The organism is Roseibium sp., from assembly GCF_048260565.1.
Lineage (GTDB): Bacteria > Pseudomonadota > Alphaproteobacteria > Rhizobiales > Stappiaceae > Roseibium.
The window spans coordinates 465,822-486,168 of sequence record NZ_JBLXGP010000002.1 but is presented as its reverse complement, the minus strand read 5'-3'; the positions used below and the strand labels follow the sequence as shown (position 1 = coordinate 486,168).

Below are 20,347 nucleotides of genomic sequence, written 5' to 3'. Positions count from 1 at the left end.
TCCAAAATGCCTAGCGCACAAAATGGCGGTAACCGTGACGGGTACTTATCCCTGCGGCAATATCATGCGGATTTCAACCTTAGAAAGACTATTCCCTTCAAAGATCAATCGTCTTCGTCGGGTAGAAGCGGCATATTCGGAAGTCCTGGAACCTCATAGACCACTATGTGTTCCAGAAAGGTTCCATCCACACTCCGGGTCAGGGAAGCGGCCTTCATCACGTCGCCATAAATTTGCCTGAGCCGCTCGACGCGGTCGCGGCGTTCCAAAGTGACATAAAGCCCCTTTTTCCGGAACAGGGCCGGATCCGGGGACGGCAGCATGGCATAACGGATACGTTCGTTGAGCTGAAGGACCGGAAGCTCATCCTTGAACAGATAGGCAAGCTGGGCATTGAGCCCGTAGCCGGTGGTCGCGATATAGGCGGCTCCCGTTTCCTCCGCGATACTCCGGATCTCCTCGCCGATTTCGGGCCAGCCGCGCAGCTGGAACGTGGGATCCTTGCGGGCAAGCGTGCCGGTGAGCGGTGTGACCGCATGGATCTGGATGACGACCGCTACCGTTACGCCCAACGCAATGCCGGCGATCGACAGGCGCCGCCACCAGACGTCCCAGCCATTCGGGTAGGCGACGAAGACCGCCGCCATGATGGCAAAGGCGGGAAACAGGGGTGCCGGCCAGTTGGCCTGGACCCGGGCATGCAGCGAATGAAAGACGAGATAGGCGAGGAACGGCAGCACGGTCAGGAGAATGAGAGTGGCGGCGCCGTCCCGGCGAAGAGTTCGCCTGCCGAGACGAACGGCCCCGAAGATCGCGGGGACGGCGAGCAGCGGATTGACCAGCCCCAGAAGCCCGCCCGTAAACTCGAAGATGTATCTGGAGGTCCAGTCGCCCCGCCCGGCCCTGCCGAATTGCTTGTAGAAGCTCGCCCAGTCGTGGAGATGGTTCCAGTAGAGGACCGGAACGAACATAAGCAGTGCAAGCGCGCCGCCGACCCAGAGTTGCCAGCTGAAGAACCAGCGCCGCGCGCCTCTTGCCCACAACAGCCAAACAACGATGCCGACACCGAGAAACAGCACCGAATATTTCGACAGAAGCCCGAGACCGGCAAACAGGCCGACGGCCAGCCACCAGTTGGCGTTGTTCGACCGGTAGAGCTCCGCCAGCGCCCACAGCGCCAGGCCCCAGAAAAGGACGGACGGCGCATCGGGGGTCGCCAGAATACCGCCGACGCCGACCAGGATGCTGGCATTCAGAAAAAGCACGGCCCAGCCGGCGACACGCCGGTCGAACAGCAGAAAAGCCGTGCGCCAGAGCGCCAGCGACCCGAGCGCCGATGTCAGGACGACGACAAGCCGCGTTCCGAGGAACGTATCGCCGACGAGTTGCTGGCCCGCCCAGGCCCACCAGCCGATCATCGGCGGATGGTCGTAGTAGCTGAGCGCCGGGAACTGCCCCCACAGGCGATAATAGGCTTCGTCCTCGACGAACCAGGCGTTGGCTGCCGACCAGAGCTTAAGTACCGTCAGGGCCAGCACGAACAGGCACAGAAAGACTGGTCGCAGATAGACCGGCAAGGCCTGCCAGTGAGACGTACTTTTCATTTCCAGGCCCTTGTTGGCGATCAGCCCTTGCGCCAGGTCAGGGCCGAACTTGCCGCATAATTCCAAACCGCCCCCATGATCGCACCGGACGCGCCGGCAAACCACCAGTAGGACGGTTCGGAATAGATCAGGCTGGCAACGCCCACATTGGCAAGCACACCGACGCTACAGACCGCGTAGAAGGTGAGCAGTCCCTGGATGGCCTTGAACCCGCGCAAACGCCGGTCGCGATAGGTAAGCTGGTTGTTCAGGAAGAAATTCGAGGTCATGGCGACGAAGGAAGCCGCCGTCTGGGCCAGATTGAATTCGAAGGCCCCGACCGTGAGAAAGAGCCGGAGTGCGACCAGATGCACGAACAGGCCGCTTGCGCCGACCAGACCGAACATCAGGAAGCGAACGGAGATGACGTTGCCGAAGTATTTCGCGAGCAGCAGGCCGAAGTAGTCGAGGGTTACCAGCGTATCGAGCTTGCTCTCGCCGTGCTGGCGCTCGCGGAAGGTGAAGGGCAATTCCCGGATTTTCAGGCGCCCCTTTGCGCTGGACACCATGTCCAGAAGAATCTTGAAGCCCTGTGCGGAGAGCTTGGGAGCAAGCGCTTCCGCCTCTTCCCGGCGGATCATGAAGAAGCCGCTCATGGGATCCGACAGGGACACGTTCAAAAGCTTCTGGGCCAGGCCGTTGGCCACATTCGACCCCCAGGTCCGGATAGAGGACAGGCCGGAGCCGATGTCTCCGCCTTCCACCTTGCGGCTGGCGACCACCAGATCGGTATCGGTGTGGCGAAGCTCCTGCAGCATGCGCGGCAGCAGCGTCTCGTCATGCTGCAGATCGGCATCCATCACCGCCACATAAGGAGCGGAGCTCGCCAGCATGCCTTCGATACAGGCCCCGGAGAGCCCGCGGCGGCCGAAGCGGCGGATCACGCGGACGCGTGGATCGCGGCCTGCGATTTCCCGCGCCACATCCGCCGTCCCGTCGGGCGAATTGTCGTCGACGACGATGGCTTCCCAGGCGATGCCGTGCAGCGCCTCGTCGAGCAGCCCGATTACGATCGGAACGTTTTCCGCCTCGTTGAACGTCGGCAGGATGACACTCAGTTCCGCCGAAGGCCACACGGCCTCCTCCGCTTCGACTGAGACTTTATCGATCATGTGCATGAAACTTCCGTCCTGGCCACCGCTGCCGGTGGCCGTCCTATCCCGTAGGGATAAAGTGGCCGGGACCATATCCCAAACACTATTCGTTGCAAACCGAGCGTGATGACGCCTTTTTCATGGGACCCTTTGCCACACAGACCCTAAAACCGGCTTAATTTTGCTGGCCGGCAAGGACGTCAGTCCCTACATCAGGAGCAACCAACGGGAATTTTTGAACGGAAGCGACATGGAACAGAGCATCGATATTCGCCCCGCCGTTCGCAGGCAGCCGGCGCATCCCTCCATCGACAGCGCGCAGATTTCCGCCCTGGTCGACACGTTCTACGGACGGATCCGCGAAGACGACCGGCTGGGCCCGGTTTTCGACCGAAGACTCGATGGACGCTGGGAGCCGCACCTTGGCAAAATGAAGGCCTTCTGGCGAACGGTTCTGCTCAAGACCGGAGAATACAAGGGACAGCCGGTTCCCACCCACTCCAAACTGAAAGAAGTCGTCTCCGAGGATTACCGGATCTGGCTGGAACTGTTCCGGGAAACCGCCTTCGAGGTCTTCAAGGATGAGGCTGCCGCCCGCGTCGTCATCCGCCAGGCGGAAAAAATCGCCCAAAGCCTGTGGATGGCGACCATCGCCTCTCCGTTCGACAAGGTTCCGGGTTTTCTGACCACGGACGACACCCAGGCTCAAAGCACAACCTGAGTTAAGCCTGACCCGCCACGCTCCTTGCCCTTGAACGACGTTTCGTCTAGGACAGCGCGTGAATTGGGGTTCCAGTAGGTATCGGTTTCGTCGAGTACCGCTCAGGAATTCAAAAGAGCTCGCCGGGACGTTTAAGATTTCATGGCCAAGAAACCAAACAAGCTGAAAGCCCGCCTGCCGCGCGGCTTCGTCGACCGGTCTGCCAGCGACATCCGGGCAACGGACGAGCTGCTCGGACGGATCCGCGAAGTTTATGAAAAATACGGCTTCGATCCGGTCGAAACGCCGGCCTTCGAATACACCGACTGCCTCGGCAAGTTCCTGCCGGACACGGACCGGCCGAATGCCGGCGTGTTCTCCGTACAGGACGACGACGAGCAGTGGATGAGCCTGCGCTACGACCTGACTGCGCCGCTTGCCCGCCACGTGTCGGAAAACATCAACGACATCCAACTCCCCTACCGGACCTACCGGGCCGGATGGGTGTTCCGCAACGAAAAGCCCGGCCCCGGCCGGTTCCGCCAGTTCATGCAGTTCGACGCCGACACGGTCGGCGCGCCTGGCGTCCAGGCCGATGCGGAAATGTGCATGATGATGTCCGACACGATGGAAGCGCTCGGCATCGCACGTGGCGACTATGTCATCCGGGTCAACAACCGTAAGGTCCTGGACGGCGTCATGGAGGCCATCGGCCTCGGCGGCGAGGAAGAAAGCGAACGCCGCCTGACCGTGCTGCGCGCCATGGACAAGCACGACAAGTTCGGCTCCGAAGGCGTCCGCCTGCTTCTCGGTGACGGCCGCAAGGACGAGAGCGGAGACTTCACCGCAGGTGCAAAGCTGCACCCGGATGCCATCGAGGCGATCCTGGAAATTCTGGACGCTTCGGCCATAGACGACCTGGTCGACTATACCAACGACCTGACCTTCAAGACGGCGGCCCTTTCGAAATTCGCCATCAACGAGCATTTCGAGGCCGGCTTTACCGAACTGAAGCTGATCTCCGACCTCGTCAAGGGTGCGGGCTACATGTCCGACCGGATCTCCATCGATCCATCGGTCGTGCGCGGCCTGGAGTATTACACCGGCCCGGTCTACGAGGCGGAGCTCCTGTTCGACGTGACCAACGAAAAGGGCGAAGTGGTCCAGTTCGGCTCGGTCGGCGGCGGCGGGCGCTATGACGGTCTGGTCAAGCGCTTCACCGGACGCGACGTGCCGGCCACCGGCTTTTCCATCGGCGTATCGCGCCTGATGACCGCCCTGAAGAACCTGGGCAAGCTCGGTTCGGCGGATGTGGTCGCGCCTGTTCTGGTGACGGTGATGGACGGCGAGACAGCCGCGCTCGCCCGCTATCAGAAGATGGTTCAGGACCTGCGCGCTGCCGGCATCCGGGCCGAAATGTACCAGGGCAACTGGAAGAAGTTCGGCAACCAGCTCAAATACGCCGACCGGCGCGATTGTCCGATCGCCATCATCCAGGGCTCCGACGAGCGGGACGCGGGCGAGATCCAGATCAAGGACCTGATCGAGGGCAAGCTCCTGTCGGAAGAGATCACCGACAACGTCACCTGGCGCGAAAGCCGTCCGGCACAGGTCACCGTGAAGGAAGACGCGCTGGTGGATACCGTCCGGCAGCTTCTGGCCGACCAGGCCGAAGACCGCAGACGGGCAATCGAGGGCCGGTGAGATGATGAGCCAGGCCCGGATCGACACTGTCCTCAAGCTGTTTCAGGATGCCGGTCACCTGACCGTCGAACCGCCGATCCTGCAGCCGGCGAACACGTTTCTGGACCTCACGGGCGAGGATATCCGCCGCCGCCTGTTCCTGACCAGCGGTCCGGACGGGTCGGATCTGTGCCTGCGTCCGGATTTCACCATTCCGGTCTGCCGTCAGCACCTGGAACGCGGCGATGCCGGACGGCGCGCCGACTACTGTTATTCGGGACCGGTGTTCCGGCAACGGGCCCAGGGCAGCGGGGAAATCCCGCAATTGGGCGCGGAAAGCCTCGGCCGGGACGACCGGGACGAAGCGGACGCGGACATGCTCGGCCTTGCGGTCGCAGCTCTCGACGTTTTCGACATCCGGGACCGCAACATTCTCATCGGCGACGAAACGCTTTTCGCCTCCGTCCTGAGCGGGCTTGACCTTCCTGCCGTCTGGCAACGGCGCCTGCGCGATCTCTTCGGCGAAACCGACAAGCTGTCGGCCGCCATCGGCCGCATGGCCGGTACGGACCAGTCGAGCGACGACACAAGGGATGTCCGGCTTGGCTTTCTGGCGGCCCTTGAAGGCGCGGATCCGGAAGCCGCCCATGCGGTCGTCGAAGACCTTTTGTCGATCGCCGGCATTTCGGCCGTCGGCGGCAGGACACCGAGCGAAATTGCCGACCGCTTCCTGGAACAGGCCGCCTTGGCCAACGGCTCGGGCAATCATGCGCGCGCGGCCGAGGTGCTGAAGTCCTTCCTCGCCATTCGCGGCAATGCCGCCGACAGCCTGTCGGAGCTCCAGACCTTTGCAAGCAACACGGGCCTCGACCTGAACGACGCAATCGCGGGCTACAGGAACCGGCTTGAAGCCATCCGGGCCAAAGGCATCGATCCCGCCAACCTGACCTTCGCGGCGGATTTCGGCCGGCGGCTCGATTATTACACCGGCTTCGTATTCGAAATTCACAGCAAGAACGCGGAGGCCGGCGGCCAACTGGTCGGTGGCGGGCGCTATGACCGCCTCCTCAAGCTGCTTGGCGCGGGCACGGAAGTTCCGGCAATCGGCTTTTCCATCTGGCTCGACCGGATTGCAGAAATTTCAGGGCGCAGCCAATGACGAAGCTCACCATCGCCATTCCGTCCAAGGGCCGCTTGCAGGAAAACACCCACGACTTCTTCGGCCGCGCCGGCCTGAAGGTGCTGCAGCCGGGCGGCGCGCGCAATTACCGCGGCGCGATTGCCGGACTGGACACCGTGGAGATCGCCTTCCTGTCGGCGTCCGAGATCGCCCGCGAGCTGTCCGCCGGTAGCGTGCACTTCGGCATAACCGGTCTCGACCTCGTACATGAAAACATCACCGATCCGGATACGAACGTGCACATCGTGACACCGCTCGGCTTCGGTCCGGCCGATGTGGTGGTTGCCGTGCCCAATGCCTGGATCGACGTGGAAACCATGGCCGACCTCGGCGATGTGGCCTCCGATTTCCGCAACCGGCATGGACGTCGCCTGCGCGTGGCGACGAAATACGTCACCCTGACCCGAGCCTTTTTCGCCCGCCACGGGATTGCCGACTACCGCATCGTGGAGAGCGCCGGCGCTACGGAAGGCGCACCGGCGGCAGGCTCCGCCGAACTGATCGTGGATATCACCACCACCGGCTCCACGCTGACCGCCAACAACCTCAAGATCCTGGCCGACGGCGTCATCCTGAAGAGCCAGGCGCACCTGGTCGCCTCCCGCAACGCGGACTGGTCCGAAGAGGCCCTGGCCGGCGCCCGCGCCATTCTCGACCGTGTGGCGGCGGAAGAACAGGCCCGGGACACCCGTCTGGTCAAGGCGAGCGTGAAAGACCGCGCAGCCGCTCTGGCTGCTGCGGAAAAACTCGGTGCCAGCGAACCCTTCACCACCACCGAACAGTCGGTGCTGACCCTGCTCTGTTCGAAGAAGGCCGTTCCGGACTGCGCCAAGATCCTCATCGAGGCCGGTGGTGCGGATACGGTCACAGTGGAAACGCTGGAATACGTGTTCAAGCGGGAGAACCGCCTGTTCGAACCACTGCTGGAGAAGGTCCGGCCTTAAGGCGGGGCGCGCATAAAAAAGGGGCCGCTCACGGCGGCCCCAGGAAAATACCCGTCTCTTCAAGGGACGGAGTATCGGCAAGTTTGAACACATCGTTGCAGACAGGTGGGGTCACGTGCCGATGCGTTCATGGGTGTTACGCATGATCGGGCGTACCGGATCACTCCGGCCGGCGGAAATTTGCAGTCCCATCAAATCCGTGGCCGTCTAATTCCGGGGTCGGGAGAAGTCCGCACGCGCGCTTTCGATCGGCTGCCGGCAGCAGCACCCTTCCAGGTGGTCGTTCACCAGTCCCATGGCCTGCATGAAGGCATAGACCGTCGTCGGCCCGACAAAACTCCAGCCGCGTTTCTTCAGATCCTTCGACAGGGCAACGCTTTGGGGAGACGTCGCAAGGGTCTTGGCCGTCGGAAAATCGATCTTCTTCGGCCGATCTTCCGGGCCCGGCTCAAAGCGCCAGAAATAGGCGGCCAGGGACCCGAATTCGTCCCGAAGCTCCAGTGCCCGCCTGGCATTGTTGATGGTGGATTCGATCTTCTTGCGGTGACGGACAATCCCCTTGTCCAGCAGGCATCTCTCGATGTCCGGCTCGCCGAATTCCGAGACCTTTTCGAAATCGAAGCCGGCAAAGGCCTTTCGGAAAGCGTCGCGTTTGCGGAGAATGGTCAGCCATGACAGGCCGGCCTGAAACCCTTCCAGGCAGATCTTCTCAAACAGCCTGCGGTCATCGGCAATCGGCCAGCCCCATTCGGTGTCATGGTAACGGCGGTAGTCGTCCAGACCGCCGTGCCACCAGCAGCGGTCGCTGCCATCCTCGCCCCGAATGAGGCCTGTGTTCGGATCCATGACCGGTTCCATCTGCGTCCTCCTTCCAGAAACTTCAATATTCACCTTTTGTTCTTATGGCACGATTTCAGCCCCACCTTCAAGAGGTCAACAAAAAACCCGGCTGAACAGCCGGGTTCTTCAAAAACACTGCGTGAGGAAAGCAACGGCTATCAGGAAAACAGGGCGTCGATGTCGTCCTGAGTCGCCACATCCATATCGGAATGCAGGGATGGGCCGTTGAGAAGGGCGGCATCGCCTTCGGCCGCGGCCCTCTGCTCGGCTTCGATTTCCTTGAAGCTCTCGATCCCGCCCCAGATGTCCATCATCTTCATGATCCGGTCCTCGACGAACCGAAGGGTGCCGACCACCTTGGTAATGCGCTGACCGGTCAGGTCCTGGAAGTTACAGGCCTCGAAGATCTGCACGACCTTGTCCTGGATATCACCGGCCATTTCCGCGTCCTGTCCCTTGAGGCGGGCGGACAGGGTATTGGCTGTCTCGTCGATAAACTCGGCAGCGGTGAGAATATTCTCGGTCGCACCCTCGGTACCGCTGACCACCGCATCAAGTTCGTTGGTGACGCGGGTCATCTCCTCGCCTTCCGAACCGGTCGTCTGGTGCAGCGTGGCGATTTCCTTCTTGGTCTGGGCGATCGCTTCATAGATCGCGTCAAGCTCGACCTTGAGCTTGGCGGCTTCGGAAAGCTCCTTGCGGAACTCCTCCATGAACTTCGCACTGACTTCCTGAGGGTCGACAGCCGGCTGCTGCCCCTGAAGCCCGCTGGAGATCATGCTCTTCAGGGAGCTGATTTCCTCCATCAGTTCACGGTGACGATGCGCATCACGGGCGGCAGGATCTTCATTCGCCCCCGTCTGCATACGCATCAAGCTTTCAGCCCGAAAGGATCTCCTGATAGCGGCCATGCCCTCTCCAGTCGTCTTCACTCTGCTCCGCTACCACAGAGCATCAATTTTCCTAGGTATAGGCTTGGATGTTTTAAGGAATTGTTTTTGAGAGAAATATTTCTTCAGCAAGTTGTCGTTACGGCCGGCCTGCCGAATTTTTTGTTTCCGTCTGGTCAAGGCATTCGCTAAGTTCCCTTTGCGACACCGGTAAGCCACATTCTTGCAGCGGCCGGTCAGGCTCCTGTTTGAAACCGACATCGGCATCAATGACATCCATGCGCCGGATTCTGTACTCCATTCTGCTCTCGGTCAGCATTGCGGCCGGTCCGGCAGTTGCCGCCTCGGACACGTTTTCGACCGAAGAACTTCTTGCGGGTTTTCACAAGACGGTCTTCGGGCTGGAATACCGCGCCTGGAGTTGGCGTCCTTACCTGGTGAAAAAATATACGGTGCCGGTACGGTTCTACGTCCACAATCTTTCACGCAAGAACCGCAAGCCGATGGTGAATTCCTTTATCCGAAACCTGGGGCGCAAGGTCCACGGGCTGAAAACGGATTTCGCCAGCAGTGCCGACAGCGCCAATTTCCAGGTCTTTGTCGTCGACCGGTCCCAGTACCGGGAAGTCGTTCAGAAGGATGTCTACAAGAACTCGAAGATCGATCCGCCGGGCCGATGCCTTGTCAGGGTCGTATCCGGCTCCCGAGGCATCAAGCGATCCGCCGCCGTTATCGTCTCCGACGAGGGAGAATTCCTGTTCCACCGCTGTCTGGTCGAAGAGGTCCTTCAAGGGCTCGGTCCCATGAACGACGACGATACCCTGATCCATTCGGTGTTTAACGACCGGTCGCACCACAGCCGGTTTACAGCCTTCGACCAGATCCTTTTGAACATGCTCTACGACCCGCGGATCAAGCCGGGCATGTCGACAACCCAGCTTCAGAACATTCTGCCGCTGGTCGCCCGCGACGCGCGCCGGCGGGTAAATTAACCAGGCTTTTCCGAATTCCCCTTTTGAATCATCGGCGTCGATTTCACGGTCGCCAGACCGCCGCCGGCGTTAAATGTTTGTAAATCGTAAATCGAAACCGAATGCTAACCATCCTCGCAATTTTTGCGCATGGTTACGCCGCGATTCACCAATGGCTATCCTTCCGTTTCTAACATGATTGCCAGTGTCTTAAGCCGCGACCTCAAATTCGAGGCCTTGGCTTAACCAGTGCGGTGACGCACCGGACAGGTCTGATGATTTGTAGCGAGTTCATCTATGTTCCGATTTATTCCATTGGCAGTCCTGATTGCCCTTGCACCCGTTTGTGAACCGGCGTTCGCCGGCAACATCGGCCGCGCGGCCCCGCCGCCCCTGGTGCTCAGCCCGAACCTGACCGAGCCCTGGATCCTCCAGCTTCGGCCACAGGGCCAGCGGCAGATGCAGAGGCGCCAGGCTCAACCGCCCAGAACACGCAACTGGCTGTTCGGCGGGCATCCGCAGACCGCCTCCCGTCGCCAGACAGCTTCGGTGCAGACGGCCGCACGCAGGCCGCAGCGCCAGATCGAACCCAGGTTCCTGCCGACGATCGTGGACTATGACGGCCCCTACAAACCGGGCTCGATCATCATCAATACCGAGCAGCGCTATCTCTATCTGGTTCAGCGGGACGGGACCGCGCGCCGTTACGGTGTCGGTGTCGGCAAGCCCGGCTTTGAGTGGGCCGGCACCCACAAGATCACACGCAAGGCCGAATGGCCGGACTGGCGCCCTCCGAAAGAAATGCTCCAGCGCCGCCCGGATCTGCCGACCTTCATGGAAGGGGGCCCGCGAAATCCGCTTGGCGCGCGTGCGCTCTATCTGGGCTCGACGCTCTACCGGATTCACGGCTCCAACCAGCCCTGGACCATCGGCCATGCCGTCTCGTCAGGGTGCATCCGCATGCGCAACCAGGATGTCGAAGACCTTTATGAACGCGTCGGCGTGGGCACCGAGGTGCACGTGATCTGAGGGCGTTCAAGCCAAACAAGTCATGGAAAGCCCTGCTTCGGCGGGGTTTTCCATTCAGACGGCGAAAGACAGCCGTTTCGGCTGGCCGAAATAGTCCTGAAATAGGGCGCGCCATTGCGCCTTGTCGCCCGTCCATTCGCTGTCATCGGGCCGCAGGACCGTCAATTCGGGATGGGTGATGCCGCCGTGGCGGTCCGGATAACTGACCACGAGATACTCGCATGATCTTCCGAGAAACCGGTCGACCGCTGTCTGCAGGCGGTTCAGCTCACCGGTTTTAAAGGCGATGGACCCCATCCCTGTTTCCGCGGCCACCTCGGCCAGATTGTTCTGGCTGTTGGAAATGACGAAAACGACACGCCGGCGGTTCGCAAGGTCGGCAAGTTTCTCCCTCATATAGCCGAAGCGCGAGCGTTCCTCGTCGAAGTGCGCATCGATATCGGCGTCTTCGTCATCCGTACGAAAATGATGCAGAAACCGGATCCCGTAGGGCTGCCAGGTCGGGTGTCCCGGACCCGGCTCGATCTGATCGCGTTGAAAGAGCGGAAAGTCATCCTCAAACAGAGCTGCCATGCCGTCGACCGGAGCGATGAGGCCGTCGAAGAAATGCCGCTCCCGCTCGAATGTCTCTTCCAGCGCTGTGCTCAGAGTATCCAGACTGGTGCGGATCTGCCGCGAACTCTGGCAGGACATGCCGAGGCTGACGATTGCTGTATGGCTGCTTCCGGCCGACAAGACTTCCACCTGATTTTCCAACCCGATCAATATGGTGGCTCGGGCGGTAATTTTCAAAAAGCCGACCGGATGGAGCGATCCAGGCAGGTATCGGCGGCTACAGACGGTAGACCTGCTCAAGCCCTTCCGGTACCGGCCCACCGTAGACCCAGTCCAGAAGTTCGGCGGTGTGGACGATCGGAAGATCCGATCCCGTACCGATCTGTGTCATGCAGCCGATATTGCCGGTGGCGACCAGATCCGGCGCGGTCTTTTCGATATTGGCGACCTTGCGGTCACGCAGTTTCCTGGCCAGCTCCGGCTGAAGGATGTTGTAGGTCCCGGCCGAACCGCAGCACAGGTGGCCTTCCGGCACATCCTTGACCACAAAGCCCGCGGCCTTCAGCAGATCCTTGGGTTCACGGGTAATTTTCTGGCCGTGCTGCATCGAGCAGGCGGAATGGTAGGCAACGGTCAGGTTTGGCGCGAAGGCCGGTTCGCCCAGTTCGACGCCGGTGAGAAATTCGGTGATGTCCTTCGTCAGCGCGGATACCCGTTCCGCCTTTTCCGCATAGACCGGATCCTCGCGCAACATGAAACCGTAGTCCTTGACCGTGGTGCCGCAGCCGGATGCGGTGATCAGGATGGCGTCGAGCCCCTCCCCCTCGATCTCGCGGGTCCAGGCATCCACGTTGCGCCGGGCATTTTCAAGGGCGGCCTCTTCCTTGCCCATGTGATGGACCAGCGCGCCGCAGCAGCCCTCGCCTTCCGGCAGGACGATCTCATAGCCGGCACGCTGCAACAGGCGGATGGTCGCCTCGTTGATCGACGGCTTCAGGACCGGCTGGGCGCAACCGGACAGGATCGCGACCCGCCCCTTCCGCTGACCCGTCTCCGCGGGAAAGCAGGCAGGCCCCGCCATATGCGAGATCCCCTGCGCCTTTGCCGGCGCCAGTTCCAGCATGGCGCCCAACTTTGCAAAAGAACCGCCGAAGGTTTTCAGGAGACCCGCCATGGGCCGCGCGAAAAACGCGCCCACCAACGCCAGCCGGAACCGGCCCGGATGGGGCAGGACGAAAGCCAGCAGCTCCCGCAGCAGCCGGTCGGCCAGGGGCCGCTTGTAGGTCTTGTCGATATGCGCCCGGGCATGATCGACCAGATGCATGTAATGCACCCCGGACGGGCAGGTCGTCATGCAGGACAGGCACGACAGGCAGCGGTCGATATGCTTGACCACGCGGGCATCCGCAGGACGGCTGTTTTCCAGCATATCCTTGATCAGGTAGATCCGCCCGCGGGGACTGTCGAGTTCGTCGCCCAACAGGGTGAAGGTCGGACAGGTTGCCGTGCAGAACCCGCAATGGACGCATTTGCGCAGGATCTTTTCCGATTCCGCGACAGCACTGTCAGATAACTGCTCGGCGGTGAAATTGGTCTGCATGTGTCCTCGGTTCCATCAATCGACCGTCAATCCGGCCTGCTCGACCAGCCGGTCGGGTCACAGCCGGCGGCGATCCTCTCCCTTTGCAATCAAACCTATAGCAGATGCTTGTGCCGCATCGAACCCGATCTCCCGCACAGGACTTTCGAAATTCCGCGAAAAGTTCACGGACAGATGAACGGAGTTTGAACGACGGCTTCAGGCGCCATTCAAGGCAGAGCCACCATATGTCTTCCCGTGGGTTTGATTAAGACATCTATTTGGAGAAAATTATGCAGACGAAAGCAATTTTCCGGACCGCCCTGACCGCAGCAGCGCTGCTCACCATGACCTCGGCCGGTTTTGCCAAGGACTGGATCGAAAAGGTCAGCGTCAAGCAGGACGGCATCGACGTGAAGGTCATCGAGGTTTCCGCCGACGCAAACGGCTACACCAAGATCAAGACCCCCAGCCACCGCTTCCTGCTGAACCTCTATGCCAAGGCCACCAACGGCGAACGCATTGTCGCCATGAAGCTCGGTTCCTTCCATAACGTGCTTTATTTCGAAGGCAGCGGCAATGCCTGGCACAAGAGCTTCAAGTACCGGGATGTCGGGTCCGGCTCCAAGCGGACGGTCAGCATCGGCTTCAAGCCGGAGATCCCGGTTCACAAGCTTGCCTGGCACGGCTCCGATCCGAAAAAGCAGTGCGAACTCAACCTGTTGAACCAGATGAAAAAGGGCCTGTCGAAGACGGACGTCCTGTCGAAGAACTGGACGGTGAAGGCACGTGCCTACTTCGAACTCGATGCCGTGGCCGCCCGTAAGAAGGCCGCGAAAAACAACAAGTGGAGCCTAAAGAACACCACGAACCAGCGCGGCAGCATGACGTATGACCTGACCGTCAAGTGCAACGCCGGCCTGAAGAAGGCACCGCCGCGCGCCTGATCATGGCCGCTGCAGCCTGCCTGCTCCCGACAAAAAGCGCCGGGGAAGCAATTCGCTTCCCCGGCGCTTTTTGTCAGCTCATATGAGTGTTCAGGGAACCATCCGACCGGGATTGAGAATGCCATGCGGATCGAACTGCTCCTTGACCCGTTGGGCAAGGGCCGCAAGCGCATCAGGCTGCGGCTGGAAAACGGGAACGGAGGCGCGCACCGGCGCATCGGCCCGCACAAGCGTCGCGTGACCGCCGCCGCAATCGGCCACTGCGTCCCGGATGGGCACGTCGTGAACCTCGCCGTCGAGACAATTCAGCCAGACAAGACCTCCGGACCAGTCGTAGAACGCCTGCAGGTCCAGTTTGTCCCGCAAGTGCGCGACCAGGTCCGCGCCAGACGCCGGCGCCACGGATATGCGCCAGACCGGCGTCCTGCCTCCGGCGAACGGCATCACGTCGCGGACCCTTGCCCATAACGTCGCCGATTCCTCGTTTTGGATGCGGGTCGGCGTGCCGAAAGGAGCCAGCAGCTTCCTCAAGGTGTCGAACCGGTAATCGACCGAGGTCGCGAAGCCCTCCAGCCGGAGCAACGTTTGACCTTCGCCGCCTTCGATGTCGGCCGGGAGATGGGCCGCTCCGGAGACTTCCGCCGACGATCCCATGGCCGCGCACATGGCTTTGACCGCGTCCTCGTCGGACAGGCCGGTGAGGCGGAAACTCGCGCTGGTTTCCGGCTTCGGATTGACCTTCAGCGTAACCGTGGTGGCCACCGCCAGCGTTCCCCAGGAACTGCAGAGCGCACGCGGCAAATCATAACCGGTGACGTTCTTCACGACCCGGCCGCCGGAATTGAAGATCTCGCCACGGCCGGAGACTGCCTCCATACCCAGGATATGATCGCGGGCAGCCCCTGCCTTGATCCGGCGCGGACCGGAGAGGTTGGCGGCCAGAACGCCGCCGACCGTTCCCCTGCCCGGCGCCTCGCCCAGGAGCGGACCGTAGTCCATCGGCTCGAACGACAGTTCCTGGCCGCTTTGAGCCACCAGCGCCTCGACGTCCTTGATCGGCGTTCCCGCCTTCACCGTGAGCACGAGTTCGGCCGGCTCGTAGACATCCACGCCGTTCAGGTCGGAGAGATCGAGCACATGCGCCGCCTGGACCGGGCGGCCGAGCGCGCGCTTGGAGCCCTGGCCGATGATTTCCAGCGGCGTGTGCTCGGCAGCGGCCCATTTGACCGCTTCGCAGGTTTCGCGCGTATCGCGCGGTTTCAGTGTCGCGTCCATGGGATTTCCTAGAAACGAGGGATGTCCGGGAACGGAAGCTGTCCTTTATGAACATGCATCTTGCCGAGCTCGGCGCAGCGGTGCAGTACCGGGAACACCTTGCCCGGGTTCAGCAGGTGCTTGTCGTCGAAGGCGCATTTGACCCGCTGCTGCTGCTTCAGGTCGTCTTCGGAAAACATGTCCGTCATCAGGTCGCGCTTCTCGATGCCGACCCCGTGCTCGCCGGTGAGAACACCGCCGACCTCGACGCAAAGCCGCAGGATATCCGCGCCGAAGGCTTCTGCGGCATCCAGTTCGCCCGGCTTGTTGGCATCATAGAGAATGAGCGGGTGCAGGTTGCCGTCGCCGGCATGGAACACGTTGGCGACCCGCAACCCGTGCTTGTCGGACAGTTCGCGCATGCGCGCCAGCACTTTCGGCAGTTCCCTGCGCGGGATCGTTCCGTCCATGCACAGATAGTCGGGCGAGATCCGGCCGACCGCCGGGAAGGCGGCCTTGCGTCCGGCCCAGAAGGTCAGGCGCTCCTCCTCGTTTTCGGAAATCCGGATATGGCTCGCCTTGTTGTCCTTCGCGATCGCCTCGACCCGGCCGATCAGGTAGTCCACCTCCGCCTCCGGACCGTCGAGTTCGACGATCAGAAGCGCCTCCACATCCCGTGGATAGCCGGCGTGGACGAAATCCTCGGCCGCATGAATGGCCGGTTTGTCCATCATTTCCATGCCGCCGGGAATGATGCCCGCGCCGATGATGTCGGCCACGCAACGGCCGCCGTCCTCGCTGGAAGGAAAGCCGATCAGGAGTGCGCGGGCGGTTTCCGGCTTCTGCAGAATGCGCACGGTGACTTCGGTGACGACGCCGAGCAGGCCTTCCGACCCGGTCATCAGGCCGAGCAAGTCATAGCCCTCGCTGTCGAGATGCTTGCCGCCGAGGCGGATCACCTCGCCGGTGATCAGGACCATTTCCAGGCCGAGCACATTGTTGGTCGTCAGGCCGTATTTCAGGCAATGCACGCCGCCGGAGTTCTCCGCGATGTTGCCGCCGATGGAACAGGCGATCTGGGACGAGGGATCGGGCGCGTAGTAAAAACCTTCATGCTCGACGGCCCGGGTGATCCCGAGATTGGTGACGCCCGGCTGAACGACGACCGCCCGGTTCTCATAGTCGATGTCGAGCACCCGGTTGAACTTCATCATGGATAGCAGAACGCCGTCGGCAAGAGGCAGCGCGCCTCCGGAAAGCGACGTCCCGGCACCGCGCGGCACCACCTTGACGTCGTTCTCGTGGCAATAGCGCAGGACGCGGGAGACCTGGTCCACGGTTTCGGGAAGGACCACGATCAGCGGCAGCTGACGATATGCGGTCAGGCCATCGGTTTCATAGGGGCGCATTTCGGTTTCGTCATCGATTACGCCCTCTCCGGGCACAATCGCCTGCAGCGCTTTGACGATGTCCGCCCTGCGGGCGATGACCGCGCCATCCGGCGCCGGCATTGCGATCGCAGTCATGGCCTCTCCCTTTCCATTTCCGAACAAATATGATCTATTATTGCCGAAAAGACGTATAATCAATCCGGTTGACCGTATCGGATTCCGGCTGTTTGCCAATCCTGTCAAAAAACCGCGCCGGACGAAACGCCGGCCAAGCAATAATAATCTTTCCGGGCAGTTGAAAATGAGCAATCTCACGGACATGGAGATTTTCGCCAGGGTCGTCGGCGCCGGCAGCATGTCGGCGGCGGGCCGGGAGATGTCGCTTTCCCCCGCGGTTGTTTCCAAACGCATCCGACGGCTTGAGGACAAGCTCGGCACCAGGCTTCTGCAGCGCACGACCCGTCAGATCGCCATGACCGAAGCCGGACAGGGATTCTACGAGCGCGTCGTCGCGATTCTTGCCTCCGTGGAAGAGGCCGAAGCGTTCGTGACCCGCGGTTCCGCGCAGGCGCGAGGCACGCTGAAGGTTGCGGCCCCCACCTCGTTCGGCCGACTGCATATCGCGCCCTATCTCGGAAAATTCCTGAAGGACAATCCGGACCTGTCGATCAATCTCGACCTGGGCGACGACTTCGTGGACATTGTCGGCGAGGGCTACGACCTGGCGATCCGCATTGCCGAGCTGTCCGATTCCAGCCTCGTGGCGCGCAGGCTCGCGCCGGTTCACCGGATCCTGTGTGCCGCTCCCGGCTATCTGGCCGAGCACGGCGAACCGGCTTCCATAGAGGATCTGCTGGAAAATCACGTCTGTCTTGCGGCGGTCAATCAGGACCCGTGGCGGCTGATGGGCCCGCACGGTATCGAGACGGTGCGTACGCTTGCCCCGATCCGGACCAACTCCAGCGAGGTGGTTCGCGAGTGCCTCCTGGCGGGCGTCGGCGTCGCCCTGCGCTCCACCTGGGACATCGGACCGGAACTGCGCGAGGGAAAACTCAAGATCGTCCTGCCGCAATACCGGGCCTCGAAGGATGTGGGGCTGCACGCCGTCTACCCCAGCCGACGTTTTCTGCCGGCGAAGGTCCGCGTCTTCATCGATTTCCTCGCCGGACTTTACGGCCCTTCGCCCTATTGGGACGCCGGACTGGACGCATGGCTGGATTCGTCCGGCACGGCCAAGGCAAGTTGAAAAATCACCCTTATGTATCGGTTGCAATTTCAGACACGGAATGCCTCTTTTGGGGTAAGCGGTTTTGCCACGAACCTGCGACATAGGCGCTCAAGCCCAGAAAAACCGAACAAGTTTTCTGGCTGCTCCCTTGCGTTGGGCTTCGTTTTTTTGTTCTAAAACTGCTATGTGATTACGCATCATTGAGGGAGAATGAAATGAAGCGTCTCGTAATGATTGCCGGCACGGCTCTTCTTGCCCTGACCGTTACCGCATCGGCTGAAGGCGATGTGGACAAGGGCGAGAAGGTCTTTAAGAAGTGCAAGGCCTGCCATGCCGTTGGTCCCGACGCCAAAAACAAGGTCGGACCGGAGCTGAACGGCATCGTCGGCCGCAAGGTCGCCAGCATTGAAGACTTCAAGTATTCTCCGGCCATGAAGGAATTCGCCGAAGGCGACAAGGTGTGGACCGACGAGATCCTCCATACCTACCTGGAGAAGCCGAAAGACCTCGTTCCGAAAACCAAGATGGCGTTTGCGGGCTTGAAAAAGGAAAAGGACCGCGACGACATCATCGCCTACCTGGCCCAATTCAATGAGGACGGCTCGACGAAGTAAGCGGTCCTCCCGTAGAAAACAAAAAAGGCCGGCTCCCTGCGAGCCGGCCTTTCTCATTTCCAGGTCCGGTTTATTTCCCGGTCTCGTCGTCGGCGCCTTCCGCGTGATGAGACCGGATCCTGCGCACGATCAGCCAGATGCCGACCACGACCACCGGCACGGCAAGCCCCGTGGTCAATTCCGGTCCGGGCATCGGAACGCCTGCCGTCTTCACGCCCTTGGCGAGATAGGACAGCAGGCCGATTACGTAGTAGCTGATGGCGGCGACGGACAGGCCTTCAACCGTCTGCTGCAGGCGCAGTTGAACGCGCGCGCGCCGGTTCATGGATTCCAGCAGGCTCCGGTTCTGCTGTTCCAGATCCACATCGACCCGCGTGCGCAACAGGGTCGTCGCGCGCGCCAGTTTTTCCGACAGCATGTCCTGGCGCGTTTCGAGAGCCTGACACGTCCGCATCGCCGGGCCGAGCCGGCGCCCGAGAAACGCGGACATGCTCAAGTCACCGGGCGCGGTCTCCTCGCCAAGGGACCTGAGACGGGCCAGGACGATTTCGTAATAGGCCCGGCTTGCGGCGAAACGGTAGGTGCTTGCCGCCGCGGCGGCGCCGAGTTCGGCTGCCAGCCCGGACAATTGCTCCAGCAGGGTGCGGTTTTCCTCCAGGCCGGCCGTATCCTGGAGCCGCTTGGCCAGATCAATCAGTTTCGTCTCGATCGTACCGATTTCGGGTTGCCTGCCGTTTGCCTCGAAAAGACCGAGCAATGCCAGGGTCCGGTAGGTGTCGATTTCCAGAAGGCGCTGCACCACCGCGCCGCTCTGTATCGGCGTCATGGCTTCATTGAAGACGACGATCCTGGTCATGCCGTCCCCGTCCGGCCGGAAATCCGTCGCGACGAGCCCCGCACCGTTTTCCACCTTGAAGACCGTCAGGCTTGCGGGATCATAGTGGCTTCGCCAGTTCTGCGATGCCGGCGCCTTGCAGAGATCGAGCCGGGTCGACACCAGCATCGGTCCCGGCGCCCGGAATGCGACCCCGAACGGATGCGTGCCAGGCAGCGGCCCGAATGGATCCGACGAGGTCGCCGGGCCGTGCCACGTATAGGTGGTGAACTCGGCGTGCCGCTCCCAGCTCAGGGTCCCCCCGCCAAATCCCAGAACGTGGTGGCGCGCCGACTTTCCAGGCCCTGCCGCGCCCTGGCTGGCGCAGAGGTCGGAAAACCAGTCGTAATCGGCCGCCGCCTGCTCGGGCGTCGTGGTGAAAGCGTAATGCAGGATGATGCTTGGCACCGACAGCGGGCGAAAGGGACGGGCATGCACCTCCCCCAGAACGGCCTCGCGCATGGGATGCGTTTTGAAGGCCGGTAACGGGCTTGCCGTGTCCTTTGTGTTCTCGCCCATGACTGTCCCAGTCCTTCCATCTCGCCATGATGACCAGTCCAGAGAATGGCTTATGGAGAGGAGCCTTGTCACGGGTTTTGGTTGGAATGGACGTGCGCCATCCCGACGCGGGCATAAATCCACAAGGATTTTCAACGCAGCGTTAAAACTGAATGCAAAATCGCGAAACAATTCTCATTTCGCGAGAAATCATAACCCGGCACCGGTGGACTTCTCAAGCCTTTGTCGCGCCGCAAAATTTTCACACCATCCCAAGGCCCTGTTTTCACCCATCGAGGTACCCTGGGGATCATGCAATGCGACCCGTCCGGACAGGCAGCAGCACATGCGCCTTCGAACCGGATACCTCAAACGGTTTCTCGCATTTTGTAAATGCATTCATTTGTTCGCATTTCTCGAAATTGTTCCGGAA

At 61.3% G+C, this 20,347-nt stretch carries 18 protein-coding genes; 9 read left to right on the top strand and 9 right to left on the bottom strand.

Annotation, left to right across the window (positions count from 1 at the left end):
- Window positions 1–104: 104 nt before the first annotated feature.
- Window positions 105–1,670, bottom strand: a complete 1,566-nt coding sequence (locus ACN0SO_RS06670; RefSeq protein ID WP_417675819.1) for an ArnT family glycosyltransferase — start codon at window positions 1,668–1,670, stop codon at window positions 105–107.
- A complete protein-coding gene (locus ACN0SO_RS06665) occupies window positions 1,625–2,755 on the bottom strand; it encodes a glycosyltransferase family 2 protein (protein WP_417675817.1) in 1,131 nt (376 codons plus the stop codon). The genes ACN0SO_RS06670 and ACN0SO_RS06665 overlap by 46 nt, the downstream gene beginning before the upstream one ends.
- Window positions 2,756–2,987: 232 nt before the next feature.
- Between ACN0SO_RS06665 and ACN0SO_RS06660 the strand changes: the two genes are divergently transcribed.
- The 4 genes from ACN0SO_RS06660 to hisG all read left to right on the top strand — a co-directional run bounded on the left by ACN0SO_RS06660 (window position 2,988) and on the right by hisG (window position 7,244).
- Window positions 2,988–3,458 carry a group III truncated hemoglobin gene (locus ACN0SO_RS06660; RefSeq protein WP_417675815.1) on the top strand — a complete coding sequence of 157 codons (471 nt, stop codon included), beginning with the start codon at window positions 2,988–2,990 and terminating at the stop codon, window positions 3,456–3,458.
- Between the two features lie 141 nt (window positions 3,459–3,599).
- On the top strand, window positions 3,600–5,141 hold the full coding sequence (gene hisS, locus ACN0SO_RS06655; RefSeq protein WP_417675813.1) for a histidine--tRNA ligase: 1,542 nt from the start codon (window positions 3,600–3,602) through the stop codon (window positions 5,139–5,141).
- A 4-nt stretch (window positions 5,142–5,145) separates the two neighbouring features.
- On the top strand, window positions 5,146–6,279 hold the full coding sequence (locus ACN0SO_RS06650; RefSeq protein WP_417675811.1) for an ATP phosphoribosyltransferase regulatory subunit: 1,134 nt from the start codon (window positions 5,146–5,148) through the stop codon (window positions 6,277–6,279).
- Window positions 6,276–7,244 carry an ATP phosphoribosyltransferase gene (hisG, locus tag ACN0SO_RS06645; protein ID WP_417675809.1) on the top strand — a complete coding sequence of 323 codons (969 nt, stop codon included), beginning with the start codon at window positions 6,276–6,278 and terminating at the stop codon, window positions 7,242–7,244. Before ACN0SO_RS06650 ends, hisG begins: the two co-directional genes overlap by 4 nt.
- A gap of 207 nt (window positions 7,245–7,451) precedes the next feature.
- Here the strand turns inward: hisG and ACN0SO_RS06640 are convergent, their stop codons facing one another.
- Window positions 7,452–8,102 (bottom strand): DNA-3-methyladenine glycosylase I, encoded by a 651-nt coding sequence (locus ACN0SO_RS06640; protein WP_417675807.1) that lies wholly within the window; start codon window positions 8,100–8,102, stop codon window positions 7,452–7,454.
- Between the two features lie 140 nt (window positions 8,103–8,242).
- Complete coding sequence (locus ACN0SO_RS06635; RefSeq protein ID WP_417676399.1) at window positions 8,243–8,950, bottom strand: protein phosphatase CheZ; 708 nt, start codon at window positions 8,948–8,950, stop codon at window positions 8,243–8,245.
- A 302-nt stretch (window positions 8,951–9,252) separates the two neighbouring features.
- Here ACN0SO_RS06635 and ACN0SO_RS06630 point away from each other — a divergent pair, with 302 nt between their 5' ends.
- Window positions 9,253–9,966, top strand: coding sequence for a DUF2927 domain-containing protein (locus ACN0SO_RS06630; RefSeq protein ID WP_417675805.1), 714 nt, complete (start codon window positions 9,253–9,255; stop codon window positions 9,964–9,966).
- A gap of 276 nt (window positions 9,967–10,242) precedes the next feature.
- On the top strand, window positions 10,243–10,974 hold the full coding sequence (locus ACN0SO_RS06625; protein WP_417675803.1) for a L,D-transpeptidase: 732 nt from the start codon (window positions 10,243–10,245) through the stop codon (window positions 10,972–10,974).
- A 54-nt stretch (window positions 10,975–11,028) separates the two neighbouring features.
- Here the strand turns inward: ACN0SO_RS06625 and ACN0SO_RS06620 are convergent, their stop codons facing one another.
- A complete protein-coding gene (locus ACN0SO_RS06620) occupies window positions 11,029–11,718 on the bottom strand; it encodes a hypothetical protein (RefSeq protein ID WP_417675801.1) in 690 nt (229 codons plus the stop codon).
- Between the two features lie 88 nt (window positions 11,719–11,806).
- Window positions 11,807–13,129 (bottom strand): glycolate oxidase subunit GlcF, encoded by a 1,323-nt coding sequence (gene glcF, locus ACN0SO_RS06615; RefSeq protein ID WP_417675799.1) that lies wholly within the window; start codon window positions 13,127–13,129, stop codon window positions 11,807–11,809.
- A gap of 272 nt (window positions 13,130–13,401) precedes the next feature.
- Between glcF and ACN0SO_RS06610 the strand changes: the two genes are divergently transcribed.
- Window positions 13,402–14,055 carry a hypothetical protein gene (locus tag ACN0SO_RS06610; protein ID WP_417675797.1) on the top strand — a complete coding sequence of 218 codons (654 nt, stop codon included), beginning with the start codon at window positions 13,402–13,404 and terminating at the stop codon, window positions 14,053–14,055.
- A 90-nt stretch (window positions 14,056–14,145) separates the two neighbouring features.
- On the opposite strand, the gene glcE is transcribed toward ACN0SO_RS06610, so the two are convergent.
- Both glcE and ACN0SO_RS06600 read right to left on the bottom strand, forming a co-directional pair.
- Complete coding sequence (gene glcE / locus ACN0SO_RS06605) at window positions 14,146–15,330, bottom strand: glycolate oxidase subunit GlcE (protein ID WP_417675795.1); 1,185 nt, start codon at window positions 15,328–15,330, stop codon at window positions 14,146–14,148.
- 8 nt (window positions 15,331–15,338) lie between these two features.
- Window positions 15,339–16,835: an FAD-linked oxidase C-terminal domain-containing protein gene (locus ACN0SO_RS06600; protein WP_417675793.1), complete on the bottom strand. Its 1,497-nt coding sequence runs from the start codon at window positions 16,833–16,835 to the stop codon at window positions 15,339–15,341.
- 166 nt (window positions 16,836–17,001) lie between these two features.
- Here ACN0SO_RS06600 and ACN0SO_RS06595 point away from each other — a divergent pair, with 166 nt between their 5' ends.
- Both ACN0SO_RS06595 and ACN0SO_RS06590 read left to right on the top strand, forming a co-directional pair.
- A complete protein-coding gene (locus tag ACN0SO_RS06595; protein ID WP_417675791.1) occupies window positions 17,002–17,946 on the top strand; it encodes a LysR family transcriptional regulator in 945 nt (314 codons plus the stop codon).
- Window positions 17,947–18,143: 197 nt separating this feature from the next.
- The gene (locus ACN0SO_RS06590; RefSeq protein WP_417675789.1) at window positions 18,144–18,542 is read left to right on the top strand and encodes a c-type cytochrome; all 399 of its coding nucleotides are present in this window, start codon (window positions 18,144–18,146) and stop codon (window positions 18,540–18,542) included.
- Between the two features lie 70 nt (window positions 18,543–18,612).
- Here ACN0SO_RS06590 and ACN0SO_RS06585 read toward each other — a convergent pair whose 3' ends face one another.
- Window positions 18,613–19,935, bottom strand: coding sequence for a DUF3422 family protein (locus ACN0SO_RS06585; protein WP_417675787.1), 1,323 nt, complete (start codon window positions 19,933–19,935; stop codon window positions 18,613–18,615).
- Window positions 19,936–20,347: the final 412 nt, after the last annotated feature.